At 73.1% G+C, this 25,717-nt stretch carries 16 protein-coding genes and 1 pseudogene; 15 read left to right on the forward strand and 2 right to left on the reverse strand.

The genetic code is table 11. The annotated features are described in order from the left end of the window. Positions 1-114: 114 nt before the first annotated feature. The 11 genes and pseudogenes from J3486_RS22920 to J3486_RS22970 all read left to right on the forward strand — a co-directional run bounded on the left by J3486_RS22920 (position 115) and on the right by J3486_RS22970 (position 19,172). Positions 115-5,868 carry a non-ribosomal peptide synthetase gene (locus tag J3486_RS22920; RefSeq protein ID WP_207823177.1) on the forward strand — a complete coding sequence of 1,918 codons (5,754 nt, stop codon included), beginning with the start codon at positions 115-117 and terminating at the stop codon, positions 5,866-5,868. 16 nt (positions 5,869-5,884) lie between these two features. Then, the gene (locus tag J3486_RS22925) at positions 5,885-6,844 is read left to right on the forward strand and encodes a TauD/TfdA family dioxygenase (RefSeq protein ID WP_207823179.1); all 960 of its coding nucleotides are present in this window, start codon (positions 5,885-5,887) and stop codon (positions 6,842-6,844) included. Next, positions 6,841-7,914, forward strand: a complete 1,074-nt coding sequence (locus J3486_RS22930) for an asparaginase (RefSeq protein ID WP_207823181.1) — start codon at positions 6,841-6,843, stop codon at positions 7,912-7,914. The genes J3486_RS22925 and J3486_RS22930 overlap by 4 nt, the downstream gene beginning before the upstream one ends. Positions 7,915-7,948: 34 nt before the next feature. Next, on the forward strand, positions 7,949-12,883 hold the full coding sequence (locus J3486_RS22935; protein ID WP_207823183.1) for a non-ribosomal peptide synthetase: 4,935 nt from the start codon (positions 7,949-7,951) through the stop codon (positions 12,881-12,883). Next, positions 12,843-13,985: an acyl-CoA dehydrogenase family protein gene (locus J3486_RS22940; RefSeq protein WP_207823186.1), complete on the forward strand. Its 1,143-nt coding sequence runs from the start codon at positions 12,843-12,845 to the stop codon at positions 13,983-13,985. Before J3486_RS22935 ends, J3486_RS22940 begins: the two co-directional genes overlap by 41 nt. After that, positions 13,982-15,475: an amino acid adenylation domain-containing protein gene (locus J3486_RS22945; RefSeq protein WP_207823188.1), complete on the forward strand. Its 1,494-nt coding sequence runs from the start codon at positions 13,982-13,984 to the stop codon at positions 15,473-15,475. The genes J3486_RS22940 and J3486_RS22945 overlap by 4 nt, the downstream gene beginning before the upstream one ends. Continuing rightward, positions 15,472-15,738, forward strand: a complete 267-nt coding sequence (locus J3486_RS22950; protein WP_207823190.1) for an acyl carrier protein — start codon at positions 15,472-15,474, stop codon at positions 15,736-15,738. The genes J3486_RS22945 and J3486_RS22950 overlap by 4 nt, the downstream gene beginning before the upstream one ends. Beyond that, on the forward strand, positions 15,735-17,063 hold the full coding sequence (locus J3486_RS22955) for an NAD(P)/FAD-dependent oxidoreductase (protein ID WP_207823192.1): 1,329 nt from the start codon (positions 15,735-15,737) through the stop codon (positions 17,061-17,063). The genes J3486_RS22950 and J3486_RS22955 overlap by 4 nt, the downstream gene beginning before the upstream one ends. Positions 17,064-17,212: 149 nt before the next feature. Next, positions 17,213-18,178, forward strand: a pseudogene (locus J3486_RS22960) (hydroxyacid dehydrogenase); the annotation flags it as partial. Positions 18,179-18,216: 38 nt separating this feature from the next. Beyond that, positions 18,217-18,402: a hypothetical protein gene (locus tag J3486_RS22965; RefSeq protein ID WP_207823195.1), complete on the forward strand. Its 186-nt coding sequence runs from the start codon at positions 18,217-18,219 to the stop codon at positions 18,400-18,402. Continuing rightward, on the forward strand, positions 18,399-19,172 hold the full coding sequence (locus J3486_RS22970) for a 4'-phosphopantetheinyl transferase superfamily protein (protein ID WP_207823197.1): 774 nt from the start codon (positions 18,399-18,401) through the stop codon (positions 19,170-19,172). The genes J3486_RS22965 and J3486_RS22970 overlap by 4 nt, the downstream gene beginning before the upstream one ends. Positions 19,173-19,213: 41 nt before the next feature. On the opposite strand, the gene J3486_RS22975 is transcribed toward J3486_RS22970, so the two are convergent. Further along, on the reverse strand, positions 19,214-19,942 hold the full coding sequence (locus J3486_RS22975; RefSeq protein ID WP_307804901.1) for an AfsR/SARP family transcriptional regulator: 729 nt from the start codon (positions 19,940-19,942) through the stop codon (positions 19,214-19,216). A 340-nt stretch (positions 19,943-20,282) separates the two neighbouring features. Between J3486_RS22975 and J3486_RS22980 the strand changes: the two genes are divergently transcribed. The 4 genes from J3486_RS22980 (at position 20,283) to J3486_RS22995 (ending at position 24,687) form a co-directional block, all read left to right on the forward strand. Next, entirely contained in the window at positions 20,283-20,453 is a 171-nt protein-coding gene (locus tag J3486_RS22980; protein WP_207823202.1) for a hypothetical protein, read from the forward strand. Further along, complete coding sequence (locus J3486_RS22985; protein WP_207823205.1) at positions 20,450-22,720, forward strand: TOMM precursor leader peptide-binding protein; 2,271 nt, start codon at positions 20,450-20,452, stop codon at positions 22,718-22,720. Before J3486_RS22980 ends, J3486_RS22985 begins: the two co-directional genes overlap by 4 nt. A 246-nt stretch (positions 22,721-22,966) precedes the next feature. Then, entirely contained in the window at positions 22,967-24,043 is a 1,077-nt protein-coding gene (locus J3486_RS22990; RefSeq protein ID WP_207823206.1) for a sensor histidine kinase, read from the forward strand. Positions 24,044-24,075: 32 nt separating this feature from the next. Further along, a complete protein-coding gene (locus J3486_RS22995) occupies positions 24,076-24,687 on the forward strand; it encodes a response regulator transcription factor (protein ID WP_207823208.1) in 612 nt (203 codons plus the stop codon). A 173-nt stretch (positions 24,688-24,860) separates the two neighbouring features. Here the strand turns inward: J3486_RS22995 and J3486_RS23000 are convergent, their stop codons facing one another. After that, positions 24,861-25,568 carry an NADH oxidase gene (locus tag J3486_RS23000; protein ID WP_207823210.1) on the reverse strand — a complete coding sequence of 236 codons (708 nt, stop codon included), beginning with the start codon at positions 25,566-25,568 and terminating at the stop codon, positions 24,861-24,863. Positions 25,569-25,717 lie beyond the last annotated feature (149 nt).

Raw genomic sequence — 25,717 nt, forward strand, 5'->3', positions numbered from 1 at the left:
GAGCGTCGGTTCTCGGACAATCGCCCGCCCATACTTCATCCATATTGCCGGGGCGCACCGCCGGGATCGTTTCTCTATAGGCCACTGATAGCCGGTCCCCGCACGATCTCGGCCATGGAATACGAACTGCGGCTACCGCTCTCGCCGGCTCAGCAGGGCATCTGGTTCGCCCATCAGCTGGACCCGTCGGGTCAGCGCTACAACTGCGGTGAGCACATTGACATCCGCGGTGACCTGGACCCTGAGGTCCTCAGGCAGGCCTGGGTCCGGCTGTGCGCCGAGACCGAGGTGCTGCGCGTGTCGTCGATCGGCGAGGAGGACGGGGAGCTGCGGCAGTACGTCGCCGCCGCTTCTTACGAACCCCCGCCCCTCATGGACATGAGCGGCTTCCCCGATCCGGAAGAGGCCGCCCGTACCTGGATGTACGCCGATCTGGCGCACTCCATGGATCTGGAGAAAGGCCCGCTCTCGCACGCGGTCGTATTCCGTCTCGGCCCGGAGCGCCTCTTCTTCTATTACCGAATACACCACATACTCGTGGACGCCTACGCGGTGCACCTGCTGCGCGGCCGGCTCGCCGAGCTGTGCGGCGCGCAGCCGGGACCGGCCGGCTTCGAGCCGTTGCGGACGCTCCTGGACGAGGAGGCGGGCTACCGCGCGTCGCCCGAGTTCGAGGCCGACCGCCGCTACTGGACCGAGCGCTTCGCCGACCGCCCCGAACCCGTTCTGCTGCCCGGCGTGCCGCCGGTCGGCGAGCGGCCGCTGCGGCTGCGTCTCGAGCACCCGGTGGCGGCGGCCGGCCGCACCGCGCTCGAAGCGGCCGCCCAGACCGTCGGCACCACCTGGCAGACCCTGCTGGTCGCCGCGACCGCCGCGTACGTGAGCCGGCTGACCGGCCGCACCGACGTGACGCTCGGCCTGCCGGTCTCCGGGCGGCGCGGCCCGCGCTCGCGGCGGGTGCCCGCGATGGCCACCGGCACGGTCGCGCTGCGCCTCGACGTCCCGTCCGGGGCGAGCCTCGCCGACCTGGTGCCGGTGGTGACGGCGGAGGTCGGTGCCGCGCTGCGGCACGAGCGCTACCGGCACGAGGACCTGTGCCGCGAACTCGGCCTCACCGGCCGGGAGGGCGGTCTGCTCGGCACGCTGGTCAACTTCATGCCGTACGAGCGCACGCTGGACTTCCACGGCGCCACCGGCCATGTCACCAACCTCGCCTCGGGGCCGGCCCCCGATCTGTCCGTGGCGGTCAGCGGCCGGGCCGACGGCTCGCCCGGCGCCCTGCTCTTCGACGCGAGCCCCGAGCTGCACGACGCCGAGGGCCTCGCGCTGCACGCCGCCCGCCTCGCCGCGTTCGTGCAGCAGGCGGCCGCCGCCCCGCACACGCCCGTCGGCGCCCTCGGGCTGCTCGCCCCGTACGAGCGCGCGACGCTGCTGCCCGAGCGGGTGCCCGCGCTCGGCGAAGGCGTCGACGTGCCCGGTCTGGTCGCCGCGCGCCCGGCGGACGCGCCCGCCCTGGAGTGCGGTGCGACCACCCTCACGTACGGCGAACTGAACGCCCGCGCCGACGCGTTGGCCGCCCGGCTGCGCGAGCGCGGCGCCGGACCCGGCACCAGCGTCGCGCTGCTCATGCCGCGCACCGTCTCCCTCGTCGTCGCGATGCTCGCGTGCCTGCGGGTCGGCGCCGCGTACCTGCCGATCGACCCCGGCTATCCGCAGGAGCGGATCGACCACCTGCTGACGGACGCCGCCCCCGTGTGCGTCCTCACCGAGGAGGGCGGGGCGGCGGCCGGGCACGCCGGGACGTTCGCCGCCCCGGACCCGGACACGGCCGCGTACGTCATCTACACCTCGGGCTCGACCGGTCTGCCCAAGGGCGTGGTCATCGCGCACGGAGGGCTGACCAACCTGGCGCTCGACCACGCCGAGCGGTTCGGGCTCGGCCCCGGCAGCCGGGTGCTGCAGTACCTCTCGACCGGCTTCGACGCCGCGGTCGCCGACATCTGGCCCGCGCTGGTCTCGGGGGCCACGCTCGTGCTCGCGCCGGACACCTCGGCGCTCGCCCCCGACGACCTCGCGGTGCTGCTGCGGGACGCGCGGATCACGCATCTGGCGCTGCCGCCCGCGGTCCTGTCGGGCCTGCCCCCGCTCGAACTGCCCGATCTGCACGTACTGATCGTCGGCGGCGAGGCGGTCGACGAGGCGCTGGTCGCCCACTGGTCGCGCGGCCGCCGGATGTTCAACATGTACGGCCCGACCGAGGCGACCGTGGCGGCCACCGGCAGCGACCCGCTGACCGGCACGGGCGGCCGGCCGCCGATCGGCCGCCCGATCGCGGGCGCCCGGGTGTACGTCCTGGACGAGCGGCTCGAACCCGTGCCCACCGGCTGCCCCGGCGAGCTGTACCTCGCGGGTGCCGGGGTGGCCCGCGGCTACCACAACCGTCCGGAGCTGACCGCGGAAAGGTTCCTGCCCTGCCCCTTCGGCCCCGAAGGCGACCGGATGTACCGGACCGGGGACCGCGCCCGATGGCGTCCGGACGGGCAGCTGGAGTATCTCGGCCGCGGCGACGGGCAGTTCAAGCTGCGCGGGCTGCGGATCGAGGCCGGCGAGATCGAGGCCGTCCTCGGCCGGCACCCGGCAGTGCGCGCGGCCACCGTGACCGTGCGCGAGGACCGCCCCGGGACCAGGCGCCTGGTCGGCTATCTGACCGCGTCCGGTCCGCTGGACACCGCCGAGGTGCGCGAGCTCGCCCGGCGCGCGCTGCCCGAGGCCATGGTGCCCGCGGCGCTCGTCGTCCTCGACTCGTTCCCGCTGACCGCGCACGGCAAGGTCGACCACCGGGCGCTGCCCGCGCCCGCCGAGGAGCACGAGGAGCCGGCCCTGCCCGGCACCCCCCTCGAGCAGACGCTGTGCACGCTCTTCGCCGAGGTGCTCGGCCTGGAACAGGTGGGCACCCAGGCGTCGTTCTTCGACCTCGGCGGCGACAGCATCATGGCGCTGCAACTGGTCAGCCGCGCCCGCAGGGCCGGTGTCGAGTTCACCTCGCGCGAGGTGTTCCTGCATCCGACCGTGACCGCCCTGGCCGGGGTCGCCGGGGAGCTGGGCGAGGACACGGCCGCCGAGCCGGAGGGCGCGGGCGTCGGCGAGCTGCCGCTCACGCCGATCGTGGCCTGGCTGGCCGAACAGGACGTGCCCAGCTCCCGGTTCAGCCAGTCGGTGCTGCTGCGGACGCCCGCGGACCTCTCGTACGAGACGCTCCTTGCCGGGCTGCAGAGGCTCGTCGACCACCACGACGCCCTGCGCCTTCGGCTGCACGACGGCCGGCGGCCAGGTGGGTCGCGAGAAGAAGAGGCACATCCCCACGCCGCCCTTCTTCCCCCGACCCGCCTGGAGGTCGGCCCGCCCGGCACCGTCGCGGCGCGGCTGACCGTCGCGGAGCCGGGCGCGGTCCCGTCCACGGAGCACCGCGACGCGGCCCGGGACCACCTCGACCCGGAGACCGGCGTCCTGCACCACGCCGTCTGGTTCCCCGGCGCCGCCGGGACGCCCGGCCGGCTTGAGCTGACGCTGCATCACCTGGCGGTCGACGGGGTCTCCTGGCGGATCCTGATGCAGGACCTGGCCACGGCGACGGCCGGTGAGCCGCTGCCCGCGGTGGGCACCTCGCTGCGCACCTGGGCCGCCCGGCTCACCGAGGAGGCCCCGCGCAGGACCGGTGAACTCCCGCTGTGGGAAGGGATCGCCGCGACCGCCGACCCGCGTGCGGGGGACCGCGACCTCGACCCGGCCACCGACCTGTTCGCCACCGCCCGCACCCTCGACCTGACCCTCTCCCCCGAGACCACCGGGGCGCTGCTCACCGAGGTGCCGGCCGCCTTCCGCGCGGGGGTCGCCGATGTGCTGCTGACCGGTCTCGCCCTGGCCTACCGCCGCTGGCGCGGCGCGCAGGGCCCGGTCCTGTGCGACCTGGAGGGCCACGGCCGCGAGGACCTGTTCGCCGGTGTCCGTCTCGACCGTACGGTGGGCTGGTTCACCAGCATGTACCCCGCCCGCCTCGACCCGGGCGAGGTGGCGTGGCCGGAGGCGGTGGCCGCGGGCCCGGCCCTGGGGGACGCGCTCAAGCGGGTCAAGGAGCAGCTGCGGGCCCTGCCCGACCACGGCATCGGCCACGGCATGCTGCGCCACCTCGACGCGGCCTCGCGCGACCGGCTCGCCGCGTTCCCCGCACCCCGGATCGGCTTCAACTACCTGGGCCGCTTCGCCGCGGGGCAGGACGCCGACTGGGCGCTGGCCGAGGGCGGCTTCCACGCCGACGCCGACGCCCGGATGCCGTTCGTCCACGAACTCGAACTGGTCGCGGCCACCTTCGACGGCCCCTCGGGGCCCGCGCTGACCATCACCGTGCACTGGCCCGAGGGCCTCTTCGACGAGGAGCGGATCGCCGGGCTGACCGCGCTGCTGCGCACGGCGCTCGAAGGGCTGGCCCGCTGCGGCACCCGGCCCGGCGCCGGCGGCCTCACCCCGTCCGACGTGCCGCTGGTCGAGCTCGCCCAGCCGGAGCTCGACGAACTGGCCGAGACGTACGGCCCGTTGGCCGACGTGCTGCCGCTCTCGCCGCTGCAGGAAGGGTTCCTCTTCCACAGCATGCGCACCGAGCAGACGCTCGACGTGTACGCGGCCCAGCTGAGCGTCGATCTGGAAGGGCCGCTCGACCCGGCCCGGATGAAGGCGGCCGCGGCGGCCTGTCTCGACCGGCACACCAACCTGCGGGCCGCGTTCTTCTTCGGCGACCTGGACGAACCGGTCCAGGTGATCCCCGAACGGGTTCTGCTGCCCTGGCAGGAGACCGATCTGTCCGCCCGCCCCGACGCGGACGCGGCGGCCCGGCGGCTCGCGGCCGCCGACCGCAGGGCCCGCTTCGACCTGGAGGAGCCGCCGCTGCTGCGGATGCGCCTGGTGCGGCTCGGCGAGGACCGGTACCGCCTGGTGCTGACCGTCCATCACATCGTGTGGGACGGCTGGTCGACCTCGGTGCTCGTCCAGGAGCTGTTCGCCCTGTACGCGGGCGCGCAGCTGCCGGCCGTGACGCCGTACGGGCAGTACGCGACCTGGCTCGCCGACCGGGACCGCGACGCGGCGGCGACGGCGTGGGGCGAGGCGCTCGCCGGGCTCGAAGGGCCGACCCTGGTCGGCACCACGGGACCGTCCGAGGTGGCGCACGAACTCGTCGTGCGCGAGCTGGACGAGCCGGCCACCCGGGCGCTGACGGCGTGGACCGCCGCGCACGGGCTGACGCTGAACACCGTCGTCCAGGGTGCCTGGGCGGTGGTGCTCGGCGAGCTGACCGGCAGCCACGACGTCGTCTTCGGCTCCTCGGTGTCCGGCCGCCCGCCGGAACTGCCGGGCGTGGAAGGCATGGTGGGGCTCTTCACGAACACCGTGCCGGTGCGGGTGCGGCGCTCCCCCGGCGAACCCTTCGCCGACGTGGTGCGACGCCTCCAGCACGAACAGGTGGCACTGCAGCCGCACGACCACCTGGGCCTGGCCGAGATCCAGCGCGCGGCCGGTCTGCGCACGCTCTTCGACACGACGACGCTCTTCGTGAACTACCCGATGGACCCCTCCGCGTGGGACGCGGCCCTGGACGGGCAGCTGCGGATGGGCGCCTTCGAGGCCGCGGACGACACCCACTTCCCGCTCCGGCTCGCGGCCGTGCCCGGGGCCCGGCTCTCACTGCGGCTCGGGCACCGGCCCGACACCTTCAGCCACGCAGAGGCACAGCGCCTCGCCGACCGCTGCGCGCAGGTGCTCGAAACGGTCGCGCGCGGCGCGGACCCCCTGCTCGCCGAGCCGTCCGAATCCGTCTGAGAAAGGCACACCCACCATGACCGAGGACCACATATTCACCCTCACCGAGGCGGAGAGGGAGCGGACGAGGGCCGTCGCGACGGCGCTCACCGCCGTGGAGTCCGGCCTCGTCGACGACCGGGCCTGGCTCGACGCCTGCCGGGGCATGTCCGAGCAGCTCCCGGAGCGGCTGCGCCGCCGGCTGCGCGACTTCCGGCACGACCCGGACCTCGACGGCATGCTCCTGGTCCGCAACCTGCCGGTGGCGCCCGCCCTGGCGCCGACCCCCACCGTCCCCGAGTCGGTCGAGCGCCGGGCCACTCCGGCCGCCGGGACCACCGCCCTGGTGTCGATGCAGATCGGCGAGGTGATCGCGTACCGCGACGAGAAGAGCGGCGCCCTGGTGCAGAACGTGGTGCCGGTGGCCGGCCGTGAGGAGCAGCAGAGCAACGCCGGTTCGGTGCCGCTCGAACTGCACGTGGAGAACGCCTTCCACCCGCACCGTCCCGACATGGTGGCGCTGTTCTGCGTCCGCCCCGACCACGAGGGCGGCGCCGGGCTGCGGGTCGCCTCGGTGCGGCGGGCGGTCGAGATGCTCCCGCACGACATCCGCAAGGTGCTCGGCGAGGACCGCTTCCGCACCGAGGTGCCGCCGTCCTTCGGTGGCCCCGACGGGCCCGCGCCCCAACACCCCATCCTGAGCGGCGACTTCGACGATCCGGACGTCCGCGTCGACTTCCACGCCACACACCCCGAGGACGAGCAGGCCGCCGAGGCGATGGCCGTGCTGCGGGCCGTGCTCGACACCATCACGCGCGCCGTGCACCTGCGGCCCGGCGACCTCGCGATCGTGGACAACCGCGTCGCCCTGCACGGCAGGACCCACTTCGTGCCGCGCTACGACGGCGAGGACCGCTGGCTGCACCGCACCTTCATCCACCTCGACCACCGCCGCTCCCGGGCCGTGCGCTCCGGCAACGGCCAGGTGCTGTCATGAGACGGACGCTGCTCGTCGTGGCCGCGCTGCTCGCGGGCCTGGTGCCCACGCTGCCGGCCGCCGCGAAGACGGACGACGGGAAGCCGAAGGTGGCCGTGATCGGCACCGGCGGCACCATCACCGGCGTGGCCGGGAACCGGGCCGACTTCGAGGAGTACGAGGGCAGTTCGCTGCCGATCTCCGACATCGTGCAGGGCCTGCGTCCCGAGCTGGACGCGGTGGCCCGGGTGACCACGTCCGAGGGCCCCGACAAGACGGCCATGACGGACTACTACGACCTGTCCCGCCAGGTCGACCGGCAGCTGCGCACGGCGGACGCGGTCGTGGTGACGGCCGGCACCAAGTCCCTCGAAGAACTGGCCTACTTCCTCGACCTGACCGTCCGCAGCTCCAAGCCCGTGATCGTGACCGGGTCCATGCGGCCGTCCAACGCGTTCAGCGCGGACGGGCCCGCGAACCTCTACAACTCGATCGTGCTCGCCGCGAGCGGACGCACCCACTGCTTCGGCACGGTCGTCATGCTCGACGACGAGATCCTCGCCGCCCGCGAGGCCACCAAGACCAGCACGCTGCGCCTGGACACCTTCCAGGCCAGGGAGCAGGGCGTGCTCGGCACCGTCGACGGTCCGCGGGTGCGGCTGCTGCGGGCGCCCGCCCGGATCCAGAAGTGCGGCGAGGACGACTGGCGCACTCCGTTCGACGTGTCGAAGATCGACCGGAACTCGCTGCCCCGCACCGAGATCGTCGCCTCCTATCCGGACTCCGGCGGCGAGGCGATCACCGCCTTCGCCGACGCGGGGGCCAAGGGCATCGTCGTGGCCGGCGACCCGTCGCCCGGCGAGGCGACCGCGCTGCGCGGCGTGCTCGGCAAGGGCGTGACCGTCGTGGCCGCGGCGCGCACCGGCTCCGGAGCCGTGTACGACGCGGGCGCCCCCGGCGTCGTACCGGCCGAGGACCTGCTGCCGCAGAAGGCCCGGATCCTGCTGCTGCTCACGCTCGCCACCACCCGGGAGCCCGAGGACATCGCGAAGCGGTTCGCCCGGTACGGCGTCCCGCAGTTCACGTCCTGATCCGTCCCTTGAACCACCCGAAGGAGAACCTGTCATGAGTGCCCCGATGCTCCTCCCCGAGCTGGTGGCCCGGCAGGTCGCGCTGACCCCGGACCGGCCGGCTGTGGCCGCGGCCGGCAGCCAGCTGACCTACGCCGAACTGGACGCCAGAGCCGATGCCTTGGCCCATCGCCTCGTCACCCGTGGCGCGGCACCCGACCAGCCGGTGGGCGTGCTGCTGCCCCGCGGCGTCGACCTCGTGGTCGCGCTGCTCGCCGTGTGGCGGGCGGGCGCCTGCTATCTGCCCCTGGACCCGGGCCACCCACAGGCCCGCCTCGCCGGCCTGGTCGAGCGGACCGGACTCGGCCTGGTCGTCACCGACACCGCCCGGCACGACCTGGTCACGGCGGCCGGTGCCAAGCCGGTGCACACCGACGACCTCGCCCCGGCCGGCACGTTCGAGCGGGTCGCCGTCGCACCGCACGGCGCCGCGTACGTCATGCACACCTCGGGTTCGACCGGGCACCCCAAGGGTGTCGTCGTCGACCACGCGGGCCTCGCGAACCGGGTCCGGTGGGCGGTCGGGGAACTCGCGCTGACCGCCGCCGACCGGGTGCTGCAGAAGACGCCGGTGACCTTCGACGCGGCCGGCTGGGAGATCTTCGCGCCGCTGATCGTCGGCGGCACGGTCGTGCTCGCCCCGGACGGCGCCGAGCGGGAGCCCGCCGCGCTGCTGAAGGCCGTCGCCGACGAGGGCGTGAGCGTCCTCCAGGTGGTGCCCTCCGTCCTGCACGAGCTGCTCGAAGTGGACGGCTGGGAGCGCTGCGGGGCGCTGCGGGCGCTGTGCTGCGCCGGTGAGCCGCTCCACGCCGAGCAGGTGCGCAGGGCGCTGGCGCTGGCCCCGGGCGAGCTCGCGGTGTGGAACACCTACGGGCCGACCGAGTGCTCCATCGACATCACCGCCCACCGCTTCGACCCCGCGCAGCAGACCGGGCCCGTCCCGATCGGCCGGCCGATCACCGGCATGCGGGTCCTCGTGCTCGACGCGGACGGCCGGCCGGCCGACGAGGGTGAGCTGTTCGCGGGCGGACCGGGTGTGGCGCGCGGCTATCTCGGCCGCGCCGATCTGACGGCCGAGCGCTTCGTGCCCGACCCGTCGGGGCCGGCCGGGGCGCGGCTGTACCGCACCGGTGACCGGGTACGGGTGCGCGCCGACGGCAGCCTGGAGTACCTCGGGCGGATCGACCGCCAGGTCAAGGTCAACGGCGTCCGCATGGAGCCGGGCGAGATCGAGTACGCGCTGGAGAGCCACCCGGCGATCGCCGGCGCCGCGGTCGTCGCGGTCGCCACCCCGGCCGGCGGGACCGCGCTGGCCGCCTATGTGCGGGCCGCCGCGGTGCCGGACGGGCTGCGCGAGTATCTCGGCGAGCGGCTGCCCGCCACCCATGTGCCCTCGGTGCTGATCGCCGTCGAGCGCTTCCCGACCACGCCGAACGGCAAGCTGGACCACGCGGCGCTGCCGGCGCCCCCCTTCGCGGCCGCGCCCGCGCGACAGGCGTCCGCGGCCGAGGAGACCGTGGCCGAGGTCTGGCGCAAGCTGTTCAAGACCGACGACATCGCCGCCGACGCCGACTTCTACCAACTCGGCGGCACCTCGCTCCAGTTCACACGGCTGGTGAACCGGCTGCGCAAGGCGACGGGCCGGGACCTGGCCCTCGCGGATCTGCTGAACGCGACGACCATCGCGGACCAGGCGCGGCTGCTCGACGGCTCGGACGAGCAGCAGGACGGCCCGGCGGAGCAGGCCGGGGACGGCCTCGTGCCGCTGCCCCGCACCGGCCCGCTGCCGCTCTCCTTCGGCCAGCGGCGGCTGTGGGTCGTCGACCGGATGCAGCCGCGCAGCCGCGAGTGGGTGTCCGCGCTGTTCCTCCCGGTGCCGGACGGGGCCGACGCGGCCGAGATCGGCGCCGCCCTCGACGGTCTCGTCGAGCGGCACGAGGCGCTGCGCACCGCCTTCGTCGTCCGGGACGGCGAGCCGATGCAGCTGATCCGGCCGACGGGTTCGCTGGAGCTGACCGCCGTCGACGTGGCCGGGCACAAGCTGCCCGGCGTGCTCGACCGGGAGCTGGACCGCGGCTTCGACCTCGACGGCGGCCCGCTGGCCCGCGCGCTGCTCGCCCGCGATCCCGCGCCCGGTGGCCGACAGGTCCTGATGCTCTCCGTGCACCACATCATCTGCGACGGCTGGTCCTCCTCCGTCCTGGAGCGGGAGTTCACCGAGATCCTCGACGCCCTGCGCACGGGCCGGGCACCCCGGCTCGCCGCTCTGCCGGTGCAGTACGCGGACTTCGCGTCGTGGCAGCGCGAGCGGATCACGCCCGAGACCGTCGAGCGGGAGCTCACGCACTGGCGGCGCACGCTGTCCGGCGCGGCCCCGCTGGAGCTGCGGGCCGACCGGCCGCGGCCCCGGGTGCGGGACGCCAAGGGCGCGATGGTGCCCGTCGAGCTGTCGCCCGAGGTCACCGAGGCGCTCACCGAGATCGGCCGGCGTCACGGCGCCAGCCCGTTCATGACGCTGCTCACCGGGTTCGCCACGCTGCTCGCCCGGCAGACCGGTCAGTGGGACGTGGTCCTCGGCACCCCGGTGGCGGGCCGCGACCGGCCCGGGACCGAGGGCGTCGTCGGCTTCTTCCTCAACAGCCTGGTGCTGCGGCTCGGTCTGGAGCGCGGTCTGTCGTTCACCGCGGCCGTCGAGCGGGTCAGGGACGTGTGCCGGGAGGCCTTCGCCCATCAGGAGCTGCCCTTCGAGCAGTTGGTCGCCGACCTGGCGCCCGAGCGCGACTCCGCCCGCACCCCGCTCTACCAGGTCGCCTTCGACCTGCACGACGAGGAGCTGACCGGATCGGCCGCCGACGGGGCGGACTTCGCGACGCTGATCGAGGTGTCCCGGATCGCGAAGACCGATCTGACGCTGTATCTGCGGCGCCGCGCCGACGGCGGGATGTCCGGTGGTCTGGAGTACGCGACCTCGCTGTTCGACCGGGACACGGTCGAGCGGATGGCGGACCAGCTGGTGCTGCTGCTCCAGGAGGCGTCGTCCGCGCCGGCCGCCCGCCTCGACGAGGTGGACGTGCTGCCGCCGGCCGAGCGCGACGAGCTGCTGCGCTGGAGCGCCACCGCCGCGCCCGCGTACACGCTCGACGCCCCGGGCCGCTTCGAGCGGCAGGCCGACGCCACCCCCGGCGCGGTCGCGCTGCGCACCGGGCAGGGCGAGGTCACGTACGGCGAACTCGACGTCCGGGCCAACCGGATCGCCCACCGGCTCCAACAGCTCGGCGCCGGCACCGACACGGTGGTGGGTGTCCTCGTCGACCGCGGCGCCGACCTGATGGCCGCGCTGCTCGGTGTGTGGAAGGCGGGGGCCGCGTATCTGCCGATCGAGCCGGGCACCCCCGCCGAGCGGATCCGGTACATGCTCACGGACGCCGGGGCCACGCTCCTGGTGTCCGACTCCGGCGGCCTCGACGGGATCACCACGGTCCCGCCGCACGTGCCGGACGCGGGCGACGACCGGCCGGCGCGCTCCGCCGATCCCGAGCGGCTCGCGTACGTCATCTACACCTCAGGTTCCACCGGCCGCCCCAAGGGTGTCGAGATCACGCAGGCCGGTCTGACCGGCCATCTGAGCTGGGCGGTCGCGGAGTTGGCGCTCGCGGCGCCGGGCGGCGCCGCGGTCTTCACCTCCGTCGCCTTCGACCTCGGCGTCCCCAACCTGTGGGCGGGCCTGCTCGCGGGCCGGCCGACCACGCTGCTGCCGCAGGACCTGGACCTGACGGAGCTCGGTGACCGCCTGGTCGCCGCCGCGCCGCTGGCGTTCCTCAAGCTCACCCCCGGCCACCTGGAGATCCTCTCCGGGCTTGCGGACGAGCGGATCGCCGGGCTCGCGGCCCGCATCGTCGTCGCGGGCGAGGCCCTGCCGGTCGCGCTCGCCGACCGCTGGGCCGCGCTCCTCGGACCGGGCCGGCTGATCAACGAGTACGGGCCGACCGAGGCGTCCGTCGGCACCTGCGTCCACCCGCTGACGGCGCCGGTCGGCCGCGAGACGGTACCGATCGGACGGCCGCTGCCGGGCGTGCGGATGCATGTGCTCGACGCGTGGCTGCGGCCCGTGCCGATCGGCGCGGTCGGTGAACTCTGCGTCGGCGGCGCGGGAATCGGACGCGGCTACACCGGCCGTCCCGAACTGACCGCGGAGAAGTTCGTGCCGGACCCGTACGGGATTCCGGGCGAGCGGCTCTACCGGACCGGTGACCTGGCGCGGGTCCTGGACGGCGGGGCGGTGGAGTTCCTCGGCCGCTCCGACACCCAGGTCAAGATCCGCGGCTACCGCATCGAACTCGCCGAGATCGCCGCGGTGGTCACCGAGCATCCGCAGGTCAGGCAGGCCGTGGCCACCGTGGACCAGGGGCAGATCGGGGTCTGTTACGTACCCGAGGGCCAGGCGCCCGACGCGCGGTCGCTGCACACGCTGTGCGCCGAGCGGCTGCCCGAGTACATGCTGCCGGTCTCGTTCACGGCGCTGGACGCGATCCCGCTGAACGCCAACGGCAAGGTCGACCGGGCCGCGCTGCCCGGACCGGCCTCGCAGCCCCAGGAGCTGGTCGCCCCCGACGGCATCGTCGAGGAGCGCGTCGCGGAGATCTTCGCGGAGTTGCTCGCGGTCCCGGTGGGCGCGGACACCGGCTTCTTCCGGGCCGGCGGCAACTCGATCCTCGCCATCCGGCTGGTCGCCGCGCTCCAGGACGCCTTCGACATCGACCTGCCGATCCGGGCCGTCTTCGAGGGACCCACCGTGGCCGAACTGGCCGCCCTGATCGAGGAACTGGTCCGCGCCGAACTCGACGAGCTGTCGGACGCGGAACTCGACGCCTATGGAAAGGAGGACGGCAGTGGACTTCGCCTTGACGAGCGAGCAGAGGCAGCGTCATGACCGGCTGCTGAGCGCGCTCAAGGAACAGCTGCCGGGGCGCCGGCGTACGGACCCGGGCGACCACTTCGACCGGGACGACTGGGGCAGGGCCGCGGACCTGGGGTTCACCGGGCTCTGTCTGCCCGAGGAGTTCGGCGGCGGCGGGCTCGGCGCGCTCGACACGGCGCTGTGCCTGGAGGCGTTCGGCCAGGGCTGCCTCGACACGGGCCTCGCCTTCGGTGTCGCGGCCCATCTGCTGGCCTGCGCCGTGCCGATCCGGGACTTCGCCGGCGACGAGGTGCGCGGGCAGCTGCTCAAGGGCATGGCCGACGGTTCGCTGATCGCCTCCAACGCGATCACCGAGGACTCGGCCGGCTCCGACTCGGCCCGCCTGGAGATGACCGCGCGGCGCGACGGCGACGTGTACGTGATCGACGGTGTGAAGTCGTTCGCGAGCAACGCCCCGCTGTCCGACGTGATCGTGACCTACGCGGTCACCCAGCCCGAGGCCGGCTTCCTCGGCACCAGCGGCTTCGCGATCCCCCGCGACCTGCCGGGGCTGAGCGTCAGCGGGCCGATGGAGAAGATGGGCCTGCACGGCTGCCCGGCCGGCCGGATCACCTTCGACGGGGTGCGGGTGCCCGCCCGGTACCTGCTCGGCACCGAGGGCCAGGGCCGGATGATCTTCCAGCACTCGATGGGCTGGGAGCGGGCCTGTCTCTTCGCCCTCTACCTCGGGGTGATGAATTACCAGCTGGAGCGGTGCGTCGCCCATGTGCGCTCGCGCCGCCAGTTCGGCCGCAGGCTGGCGGACTTCCAGGCCGTCTCGCACAAGATCTCGGTCATGTCCGAGCGGCTCGAAGGGGCCCGGCTGCTCCTGTACCGGGCCTGCTGGCTGACCGATCAGGGCGACGTGGGAGCGGGCGCCGTGTCGCTCGCCAAGGTCGCGGTCTCCGAGGCCGCGGTCGCCAACGCCCGGGACGCCGTGCAGGTCTTCGGCGGCATCGGCTATCTCGCCTCGACCGGTATCGAGCAGCAGTTGCGCGACGCCGTGCCGAGCACGCTCTTCTCCGGCACGACGGAGATCCACCGGAACGTCATAGCGAGGGAGAGAGGACTGTGAACCTGCACGAGCTGGTCATCCGCTCCGCCCAACAGCATCCGGACCGCACGGCCGTCGCCGCCGTGGGCCGCGAGCTGACCTACCGCGAACTCGACCGCGGCGCCGACGAGTTCGCCCGGCTGCTGGCCGCGGCGGGCGTCGGCCGCGGCGACCGCGTGGTCATCTGGGGCGACAAGTCGCCCGAGGTCATCGTGGCGATGCAGGCGGCGCTGCGGCTCGGCGCCGTCTACGTACCGCAGGACGGGACCGCGCCGGTCGGCCGGATCGTCACCGTCGCCGGGGACTGCGCGGCGCGGGTGGTGTGCGCGACCGGGGACCGGCTGAAGGAGGTCACCGCGGTGCTCGGCACCGTCCCCGCGCTCGACCTGGCGCAGGCCGCCGCGCCCACCGGCGCGGCGCCCGCCCCGGCGGTGCACACGGAGACGAAGCCGGACGAGCCCGCGTTCATCCTCTACACCTCCGGTTCCACCGGGACGCCGAAGGGCGTCAGCATCAGCCACCGCAACGCCCGCGCGTTCGTGGACTGGGCGGTGGAGCTGCTCGGCGCGGGCCCCGACGACCGCTTCGCGAACCACGCGCCGCTGGTCTTCGACCTCTCGGTCCTCGACCTGTACGCCGCCTTCTCGGTCGGCGCCTCGGTCCGGCTCGTCCCGGCGGCGCTGGCCTACGCACCGGGCGAACTGGTCGCGTTCCTGCACCGCGAGGCGATCACCGTCTGGTACTCGGTGCCCTCGGCGCTGATCCTGATGATCCGCGGCGGCGGGCTGCTCGACCGGCCCGCTCCGCAGGGTCTGCGGGCGGTGCTCTTCGCGGGCGAGCCGTTCCCGATCGCCCACGTCCGCCGGCTCGCGGCGTGGACCGACGCCCGGCTGCTCAATCTGTACGGGCCGACGGAGACCAACGTGTGCACCTGGCACGAGGTCGTCCCGGCCGACCTCGAACGCGAGCGGCCGGTGCCGATCGGCCGGGCCGCGAGCGGCGACGAGGTGTGGGCCAGGACCGACACCGGCGCCGTCGCGGCCCCCGGCGAGCAGGGCGAACTCGTCGTCAGCGGGCCGACGGTGATGCTCGGCTACTGGGGCCGGGGCCCCGCGTCGGAGGCGTACGCCACCGGCGACATCGTCACCGTGCTCCCTGACGGCGGCTTCGACTACGTGGGCCGCCGCGACCACGCCGTGAAGGTCCGCGGCCACCGGATCGAACTCGGCGAGATCGAGACCACGGCCAACGCGCACGCGGACGTCGAGACCACGGCCGTCGTCGTGGCGGGCGAGGGGATGGACGCCCGGCTCGTCGCCTTCGTGGTCCCGGCGGCCGGCGCCCGGCCCGGCCTCCTGGCGCTGCGCCGCCACCTGGCGGAGCGGCTGCCCAGCTACATGATCGCCGACCACATCCATCTCCTTCCCGACCTGCCGAGAACGCGCAACGGAAAGATCGACCGACCGGAACTGGTCCGGCGGCACCTCACCCTTTCGAAAGGACGCTCATGAACACCGACGCCGTGACCACCCGGCTCCTCGACTTCATCCGGGTCGAATTCCTCTGGTCCGACGAGGGCCGTGAGCTGGACGCGAGTACGCCGCTGCTCGAATGGGGGATCATCGACTCCCTCCGGATCGCCCTGCTCCAGTCGTTCATCCTCAACGAGTGGGACGTCCCCGTGCCCGCCGCCATGATCGACGCGAAGAACTTCAAGAACGCCGCCTCGATAGCCGCCATGATCTGCGAGCTGGACAAGGAGACCGTCCGATGAGCGCCACCGACTTCGACATCGCCGTGATCGGCGGCGGGCCTGCCGGTTCGACCGCCGCCTCGTACCTGGCGCGGGCCGGGCTCTCCGTGATCGTCTTCGAGAGCGACACGTTCCCCCGCCCGCACGTCGGCGAGTCCCTGGTGCCGGCCACCACGCCGGTGCTCCTGGAGATAGACGCCCTCGACAAGATCGACGAGGCGGACTTCCCGCGCAAGTACGGGGCCTCCTGGACCTCGGCCGAGTCCCGCGACATCCCCCGTCTCGGCTTCAGCGGTCTCCAGCACGACTGGACCGCGGACATCCAGTTCGTGGAGCGCGACCAGCAGGGCGTGGACCGCGACTACACGTACCACGTGGACCGTTCGCGCTTCGACTCGATCCTGCTGCGGCACGCGCAGGAGCAGGGCGCGACCGTCATCAACGGCGCCCGGGTCCTCGGGGTCGACTTCGGCGACCCCGAGGTGACGGTCCGCACCCGCATCGCGGGCAAGCCCGTCGAGTACACGGTCGGGATGGTCGTGGACGCGTCCGGCCGGCAGACGATGCTCGGCCGCCAGCTCAAGACCAAGGTGCCCGACCCGGTCTTCGACCAGTACGCGGTGCACGCCTGGTTCGAGGGCCTGGACCGGGAGGCGCTGTCCACCTCGGCCGCCCAGGCCGAGCACATCTACGTGCACTTCCTGCCCATCAAGGACTCCTGGGTCTGGCAAATCCCGATCACCGACAAGATCACGAGCATCGGTGTGGTGACCCAGAAGAAGCGCTTCAAGGAGGGCAGCGGCGATCTGGACGAGTTCTTCTGGGAGTTCGTGGGCAGCCGCCCCGAGCTGTACGACGCGCTGAAGGGCTGCCGCCAGGTGCGGCCGCTCAAGGCGGAGGGCGACTACAGCTACTCGATGAAGGAGATCACCGGCGACCGCTACGTCCTGATCGGCGACGCCGCCCGCTTCGTGGACCCGATCTTCTCCAGCGGGGTCAGTGTGGCGCTGAACAGCGCGCGCATCGCCTCGCAGGACATCATCGCGGCGCACGCGGCCGGCGACTACGGCAAGGACCGGTTCAGCGGGTACGAGACCAAGATCCGCCGTGCGGTGAAGTACTGGTACGAGTTCATCTCCATCTACTACCGGCTGAACGTCCTGTTCACCGCGTTCGTCCAGGACCCGCGGTACCGCAAGGACGTCCTGAAGATGCTCCAGGGCGACGTGTACGACGGCGAGGAGCCGAAGGCGCTCATCGCGATGCGGGAGGCGGTCGCCGCGGTCGAGGCCAACCCGGACCACCTCTGGCATCCGTACCTCGGCACGCTCAAGGCGAGCGGCTGACGGGTCCGCGGGACTCCGTCACCACGGAACGGGGCCAGGACCGGCACATCCCCCAGCCGGTCCTGGCCCTTCCGCATCAACCCCTCTTCGCCTTCACCGTCTTCACCGTCTTCATCGTCTTCATCGCGGTCGTTCCAGAGAGGCAGATCATGGCAAGCAATCCCCTGGGTCCCGGCGCGGCGCGTCCGGTCGTCCTGCTCGCCGAGGAGTTGTCGCCCGCCGCCGTCGCCGTGCTCGGCGCGGACGTCGAGGTGCGGTCCGTCGACGGCACCGACCGCGGCGCGCTGCTCGCGGCGCTGGCGCACGCCGACGCGATCCTGATCCGCAGCGCCACCCGCATGGACGGCGAGGCCGTCGCCGCCGCTCCCCGGCTCAAGGTCATCGCCCGCGCGGGGGTCGGCCTGGACAACGTGGACGTCGCGGCCGCCACCGCGGCCGGTGTCCTCGTGGCCAACGCGCCGTCCGCCAACACCACGAGCGCCGCCGAACTCGCCTGCGCGCTGCTGCTCGCGACGGCCCGTCATGTCCCGCAGGCCGGCGCGGCGTTGAAGGGCGGCGCGTGGCAGCGCTCGCACTTCACGGGCGTGGAGCTGTCCGGCAAGGTCCTCGGCGTCATCGGGCTCGGCCGCATCGGCAGCCTCGTCGCCCGGCGGATGGCCGCCTTCGGCATGGCGGTGGTGGGGTACGACCCCCAGGTGACGGCGGCCGACGCGGCCGCGGCCGGGGTGCGGGTGCTCCCCCTCGACGAGGTCCTGGAGCAGGCCGACTTCCTCACCGTGCACGTACCGCGCACCCCCGCGACCACAGGCCTGATCGGCTTCGACGCGCTGCACCGGGTGAAACCGTCCGTGCGCATCGTGAACACCTCGCGCGGCGGCGTCATCGACGAGAACGAGCTCTACGCGGCGCTGAAGGAAGGGCGCGTGGCGGGCGCGGGACTCGACGTCTTCGCGACCGAACCCTGCACCGACTCCCCGCTGTTCGAACTGGAGAACGTGGTGGTCACCCCGCACCTGGGCGCGAGCACCCACGAGGCCCAGATCAAGGCGGGCACCGCGGCCGCCCACTCGGTACGACTCGCCCTGGCGGGCGCCCCCGTACCCGAGGCCGTCAACGCACACGCCCTACCGCCAGCACGGAAGGAGACCACCGGATGATCACCGCACGACACGTGCCCGGCGCGGGCAACGACATCCACCGCGGCACCACCCTCCACCCCCACCCCACACCCGTCACCGCACACGCCCGCCCGGCACGGCCCGGCCCGGCAGGCGAGCGCGTACCCGAGGCCGTCAACGCACACGCCCTACCGCCAGCACGGAAGGAGACCACCGGATGATCACCGCACGGCACACGCCCGGCGCGGGCAACGGTGTCGATCGCTTCGGTCGCAGTCATGCCGTCCATGTGTGGCACGGCCGGGTTCCCGACGTCCCCGACCCGGACGACGTCGCGCTGCTCGACGCCGCCGAACTGCGCACGTACCAGGGCCGCAGCGCGCCGTTTGACGGCCACTACGCGGGGGCGCACGCCGCGGTGCGCCGGATTCTGGCCGATCAGTACCTCGGCTGCCCGCCGTCCGCGATCCGGTTCGGCCGGCACGCGTGCCCGCGGTGCGCCGACGCCACGCACGGCCGGCCCCGGGTCGTCGCGCCCGCCACCCGGCTCGACTTCAGCCTCTCCCGGTCCGGGGCGTACTGGCTGCTCGCGGTCACCGCGGGCGGCCAGGTGGGCATCGACCTGGAGGTCCACGGCGGGCTCGACCTCGCCGGGATGGCCGAAGTCGCCCTGTCCGCGGGCGAGTTGGCGGCTCTCGACACCCTCGGGAGCGAGCCGGAGCGGGAGGCGTTCTTCCTGCGCTCCTGGACCCGCAAGGAGGCGATCCTCAAGGCGGCCGGCATCGGGATCGTGGCCGAGCTGCGCAGTCTGGACGTCTCGCCCCAGCGGGACGGCCAGGTCAGCGTGGCCTGCACCGACCCGGCGGTCCGCGGCGTCTGGCGCGTCGAGGACCTTCCTCTGGGCCCCGGCCTGTCGGCGGCCGTGGCCCGCAGGCACGGGGATCCGGGTCCGGTGCTGCTCCGTTCGTCGACGGCGGCGCTCGCCGCCTGAAGGGCGGCGCAGCGCCACGGGGGCGGGGCTCCTGGTGATCCTCACGCGGTGACCATGAGCCCACCCCTCCCCGGCAGGGCGGGCTCGAGCCCTTCCTCCAGGATCGTCTGGTGCGCTCCGCGCAGGGCGGGACCGGGGTCGACCCCCAGTTGGTCGCGGAGCAGCCGGCAGCCCTCGCGGAACGTGTCGAACGCCTCCGCCTGCCGGTCGCTCCGATGCAGGGCGATCATCAGCTTCGCCCGGAAGGTCTCCCGCAGCGGGTGCGCGGCGACCAGTTGGGAGAGCTCCCCGACGAGCGCGTGGTGCCGGCCGAGGCGCAGCTCGGCCTCTATGCGGCTCTCCAGCACCTCCATCCGGGCCAGGTCGATACGGGACCGCTCGTTGTCGATCAGCGCATCGGTGACGCCGGTGAGCGTGGGGCCGCTCCACAGGTCGAGCGCGGTGCGGAAGCGCGCCGCGGCGCCGGCCACGTCCCCGGCCCCCATCAGCGTCTGGCCCTCCTTGGACAGGCGGTAGAAGTCCTCCAGGTCGAAGCGGGCGCCCGCCCGCTCGATCCGGTAGCCGCGCCCGCAGCGGGTGATCGTGACGCCGTTGCCGAAGTGACCGCGCAGACGCGAGGCGTAGGTGTAGATCTGGGCCTGGTACGTGGCCGGGGGCTTGCGCTCCCAGAGCACCGAGCCGAGATCCGCATCGGAGACGACCCAGCCGTCGGCCAGCAGGAGGGTCGCCAGGATGGTCCGTTGCTTGCAGCCGCCGAGCGAGGCTTCCACTCCTGCGTACCGCATTCCGACGGGCCCGAGAACACAGAACTCATACATGACCGGCTGTCAGCTCCCATCCAGGTCGACTGGCCTGATTCCCCCGGGACCAGCCCCGGTGTAGCGAGAGTGCCAAGCCGGCGGGGTCCGCGCCCAGTGCGTCGATACCGAACCGCGGGTGCATCCGTCAGGGTCCGGGACGTGAAAAATGCACATGCCGGGACGTGCTCGGGACACGGCATGAAAAGTTCACCCCAGGGTGGTGATTCCGGCACTGTGTGCGCTTGCCCCGACTTCGCAAAATCTTCCCCGTACTCAATGAGTCGTCACTGTGATGAAGGGGTCGATCAGAATGAACCCGAACTCCGCACAACCCGCCACGCTCTCGCACATACCGGCCGACATGGCGTCGGGCGCCCAGCTCGTGATCGAGAACCTGGACGTTCCGGCCGACCAGGACGGCGTGCTGTTCACCGTCACCTACGCGCTCGCCGTTCCGGCGCTGGTGGACTCTGTCGCATGACCTCCGGGGGCAGACACGGCGCAAGCACCGGGTTCATCGGCTTCAAGAGCCACTTTCAGGTCACGGTGGTGCCCGGGGAGGCCGCCTACCTGTTCTCCCAGCTCGGTGTCACGGCGCTGCGGGGGCGCTCCGCGGAGGTGCTCGCACCCCTGCTCGACGGGACCAGGGACCGGCAGGCGGTGCTGCGCGAAGCCGCCTCGGCCCTGGAGCCCGCCGCGGCCGGGGCGGCCCTCGCCGCACTGGAGTCGGCGGGGCTGCTGCGGCTGCGCAACGCCACGGCGCTCCCCGACGCCGAGGCGTACTGGGATCTCGCCGGGCTCGACGGCGGCAGGGCCGCCCACGAGGTGGCGGCCGCCCAGGTGCGGGTGGTGGCGCTGCCCGGCACCGATCCGGCCCGGCTGCACACGGCGTTGACGGAGTCCGGGATCCGGGTCGCGGCGGCCGGCGAGGAGGCCGCCTTCGCCCTCGTGCTCTGCGCGGACTATCTCGACCCGGCGCTCGGCCCCGTCAACGCCGCGCTGCGCGCCGAGGGTCTGCCCTGGCTACTGGCCCGCACCGGCGGCGCCGACCCGTGGGTGGGGCCGGTGTTCCGGCCGGACGCCGGGCCCTGCTGGGCCTGTCTCGCGCCCCGGCTCCGCGGGCACCGCCGCTCCGAGGCGGTGCTCCAGCGCCACCTCGGGCTCGAAGGACCGGTCGGCAGGCCGGCCGCCGGGCTGCCCGCCGGGGCGTCGGCGGCCGCCCAACTGGCCGCGCTGGAGACGGCGAAGTGGCTGGCCGGGATCCGCAATCCCGGCCAGAGCGCGGTGCACGTCCTGGACACGCTGCGGCTCACCACGGACGCGCACCCGGTGGCGACACTGCCGCAGTGCCCGGTCTGCGGCGATCCGGAGCTGGTCGCCCGGCAGGTGCGCGCCCGCTTCGTACCGGCATCCAGGCCCAAGGCCGAACAGGACTCCGGCGGCCACCGGGCGCTCACCCCGCAGCAGATGCTCGACCGCTACGGCCACCTGGTCGATCCGGTCACCGGCATCATCAAGGAGATCAACCGGGCCCGTAACTGCCCGGACTTCATGGAGTGCTACCTCTCGGGCCAGAATCTGGCCATGGGCGCCGCCTCCCTGGCCGGCCTGCGGGCCGGCCTGCGCGCGCTCAGCGGCGGCAAGGGCGTCACCGAGACCGACGCCAGGACCAGCGCGCTGTGCGAGGCGGTCGAGCGCTACAGCGGCACCCGGCACGGCGACGAACCGGTGGTGGTGGACAGCTACCGCGCGCTCGGGCCGGTCGCCGTGCATCCGCGCGAGTGCCAGCTGTACGCCGACCGGCAGGTGCGCGACCGGGACACGTGGAACGCGGCCGGCTCCTGGCTGACCCACGTCCCCGAGCCGTTCGACGAGGACCGCCCCACCGAGTGGACGCCGGTGTGGTCGCTGACCGGCGACACCCAGCGGCTGCTGCCCACTTCGATGCTCTACTTCAGCCAGGGCCCGGCCCCCGACGGCCTGTCCGCCGACTCCAACGGCAACGCCGCGGGCAGCAGTCCCGAGGACGCGCTGCTCCAGGGTTTCCTGGAACTGGTGGAGCGGGACGCCGTGGCCCTGTGGTGGTACAACCGGCTGCGCCAGCCGGCCGTGGACCTGGACCGCGCGGACGACCCCTACGTCGACCGGGTGCGCGCCGGCTGCCGGCGGGCCGGACGCGAGGTGTGGGCGCTCGATCTCACCTCCGACTTCGGCATCCCGGTGGTCGCCGCGCTCTCCCGGCGCATCGACTCTCCTGTGGAAGAAGTCGTGTTCGGATTCGGCGCGCACTTCGACCCGCGGATCGCACTGCGCAGGGCGCTCTCCGAAATGGGCCAGTTGCTGCCCGCTGTCGCTCCCGGGCGCAACGGCAGCGAATACGCCATCTCCGATCCGGAACCGGTGCGCTGGTGGCGAAAAGCGACCGTCGCTAATCAGCCATATCTGGCTCCGGATCCGGATGCCGAGCCTGACCCGGTGTTCCGCAACCGCTTCACGCCACGCACCGATCTGCGCGACGATGTGACGGCGGTCACCGAACTGGTCCGTGAAAGGGGCATGGAACTGCTGGTGCTCGATCAGACACGTCCGGACCTGCGGCTATCCGTGGTGAAGGTGATCGTGCCCGGGATGCGTCACTTCTGGCCACGGTTCGCGGACGGTCGGCTCTTCGATGTCCCGGTCGCTCAGGGACGGCTCTCCGAGCCGACGCGCTACGCCGATCTGAACCCCATACCTGTGTTCGTATAGCCCGCCACATCGGAGCGCTCGGCCCTGCCTTGACCTATGATCTCAGTGCGCTTAGACCCGTGGGCGAGCGAGGGGGCCAGAAGATTGATATCGGCACAGCAGGGTCCGGAGCACACGAATGCCGGACCCGTCGATTTTCCGGAACAGACGGACGACTTGCCGCACTTGGGGCACTCCGAACCTCCCGCACCCCGTCTCGCCCGAGCCATTCTGCTCGCCGCACTGTGCAGCTTTTTGGTCATCGCCATGCTCAATGTCCTCGCCGCCAAACTGAGCGTCGGCATGAGCGCGTTGGCGCTGATCTGCCTGTGCGCCATCTTCGGGCTGCAACTCAGGCACTCGCGCTCCGATGCGGTCCGGGCCCCCAGGTGGCAGAAGGTCGTCACCCTGGGGGCCCAGACCCTGCTCACCTATTTACCCATCCTGCTCTTCCAGGCTCAGTGGGGCGGCATGGCCGGCTTTCTCGCCGGTTCGCTGCTGCTCCTGCTGCCCGCCCGGATCGCCTGGCCCTCGTACGCGGCCGTGGGCCTGTCGATGCTGCTGCCTCCGCTCCTCAACGGCCTGTCGCTGCTGGACAGTTTCTATCTGTGCCAGTCCACGCTGCTCACCGGCGTGATCGTGTTCGGCCTCACCCGGCTCGCCGATCTGGTGCACGTCCTGCACGACACGCGGGGCCGGCTCGCCCGGATGGCCGTCACCAAGGAACGGCTGCGCTTCGCCCGCGACCTGCACGACCTTCTCGGCTACAGCCTCTCCGCCATCACGCTGAAGAGCGAGCTCATTCACCGTCTGCTCCCAGGTAATTCACAGCGTGCTCTCACGGAAATTCGCGAAGTCCTCGCCATTTCCCGGCAGTCGCTCGCCGACGTGCGCACCGTCGCCAGCGGCATGCGCGACATGTCCCTCGCGGAGGAGATCAACGCCGCCGAGGGGCTGCTGGTCGCCGCGGACATCAACACCCGCGTCACGCTGCGGCAGGGCAGCATGAGCCAGCAGGTCAGCACCGTCCTCGCGGCCGTCCTGCGCGAGGCGATCACCAACCTGCTGCGGCACTCCAAGGCCGACAGCTGTGTGATCGAGGCCGTGCAGGAGGGTGGCCGGGTCCGGCTGGTCGTGGAGAACAACGGCGCGCAGCCGGACTACCGGGACCCGTCCGCGCACAGCGGCAGCGGCCTGGGCAACCTCACGTCCAGGATGCGCGAGATCTCCGGGGACCTGCGCACCGAGCGCGGCCCCGACGACACCTTCCGGCTCATCGCCGAGACCCCCGCCTTCCCCGAACGTCGCCAGTCCTCCGCCGACGCCATGGCCCCGGCCGCCTGAGCAGCGGCCCACCTTCCGAAGGAGATCCGTACGTGGCCATCCGCCTCCTCCTGGCCGAGGACATGCACATGGTGCGCGGCGCTCTGGTCGCCCTGCTCAGCCTGGAGAGCGACCTCGAGGTGGTCGCGGAACTGGCGCGCGGCGACGAGATCGTGCCCACCGCGCTCGCGTGCCGCCCCGATGTCGCGGTCATCGACATCGACCTGCCGGGCCTCGACGGCCTCAACGCCGCGGCCCGGCTGCGGGAGAAGCTGCCCGAGTGCCGGACGCTGATCCTCACCAGCCTGGGCCGCCCCGGCACGGTGCGCCGCGCGCTCACCGCGCAGGTCAACGGCTATCTGCTCAAGGACGCCCCGCCGCACGAACTGGCGGACGCGATCCGCCGGGTGGTGGCCGGCCAGCGCGTCATCGACCCGCAGCTCGCCCTGGACGTGTGGGGCGCGGCGGAGAACCCGATGACCGAGCGGGAGACCGAGGTGCTGCGGCTGGCGGCGGAGGGCCTGGAGGCCGGGGAGATCGCCAAGCAGCTTCAGCTGGCCCACGGGACGGTGCGCAACTACCTCACCTCGGTGGTGACGAAGCTCCTGGCCCGCAACCGGGTGGACGCGATCCGGATCGCCCGGGACGCGGGGTGGCTGCCGTAGCGGGTGCCGTGCGGGCGGGTGGCTGCCGTAACGGGTGCCGTGCGGGCGGGTGGCTGCCGTAGCGGGTGCCGTGCGGGCGGGTGGCTGCCGTAACGGGTGCCGTGCGGGCGGGTGGCTGCCGTAGCGGGTGCCGTGCGGGCGGGTGCCGCGCCGTGGCGGGTGCTGACGAGGGGTCAGGCCCGCTCGCCGGATCTGGCCCGGTCGAGGAGTTGCGGGCGCGGCCGGTCGTCCTCCGCCTTGGTGGCCATGCCGGCCGCCGCGAGATAGGCCAGGATCCGCTCGGTCACCCCCGCGGGCAGCGCCAGCGCGGCCGACGCCTGGTCCGGGGTGACCGGCCACACCAGCAGCCCGAGCACCCACACCGCTTCGGGGCGGTGCACCTGTACGCGGTACGAGGCGTCGGGCGCCTGTACGCAGACGCCGTCGCGGCCGACGGAGATCGAGACCCCGCCCGGCAGCCGCACCAACTCCCGCCCCGGCAGCGGCGCGAGAGCGAAGTGCGCGACCGGGGACACCGGCATCGCCGAGAGCAGTGGCCCGCTCAGATCGTCGATGCCCAGGGTCCGGACGATGAGGTGCGACAGCCGCTCCAGCTGGAGCAGCAGACAGGGTCCTTCGCCGTGCTCCGCCGTCGTCTGCCCCGCGGTGCCCGGCGCCCCGTCCGCCTCGGGTTCGAGGTCCGGTTCGAGGTTCGCGAGCCGCACCGGGCCCAACTCCATGCGGCGCAGGGCCTCTTCGAACGTGGGATGCGGGGCGGAGACCCGTTCTCTCCCCCACGGTCCCGCGAGCACCAGCTCGCCCTCCCGCTCGCCCTGCTCGACGACCACGTCCTCAGCCAGTGACCATAGGTCGACGGTGCGACCGTCGACATCGTCCGGCATGGAAGCCTCCTCCTGACCCCTTTCGCGCGAACGCCGAGCGGCGTTCACCGTGCGTCTCGATTGTGGCCGCGCACCAGTTCCGCAGAAACCGATCCCCTCACAGGCTCGGCATGAAGTTTTCACCCCCCGGACCCCGGGGCCCCCGAGGG

The sequence above is a fragment of the Streptomyces sp. VRA16 Mangrove soil genome, assembly GCF_017377775.1.
GTDB lineage: Bacteria > Actinomycetota > Actinomycetes > Streptomycetales > Streptomycetaceae > Streptomyces.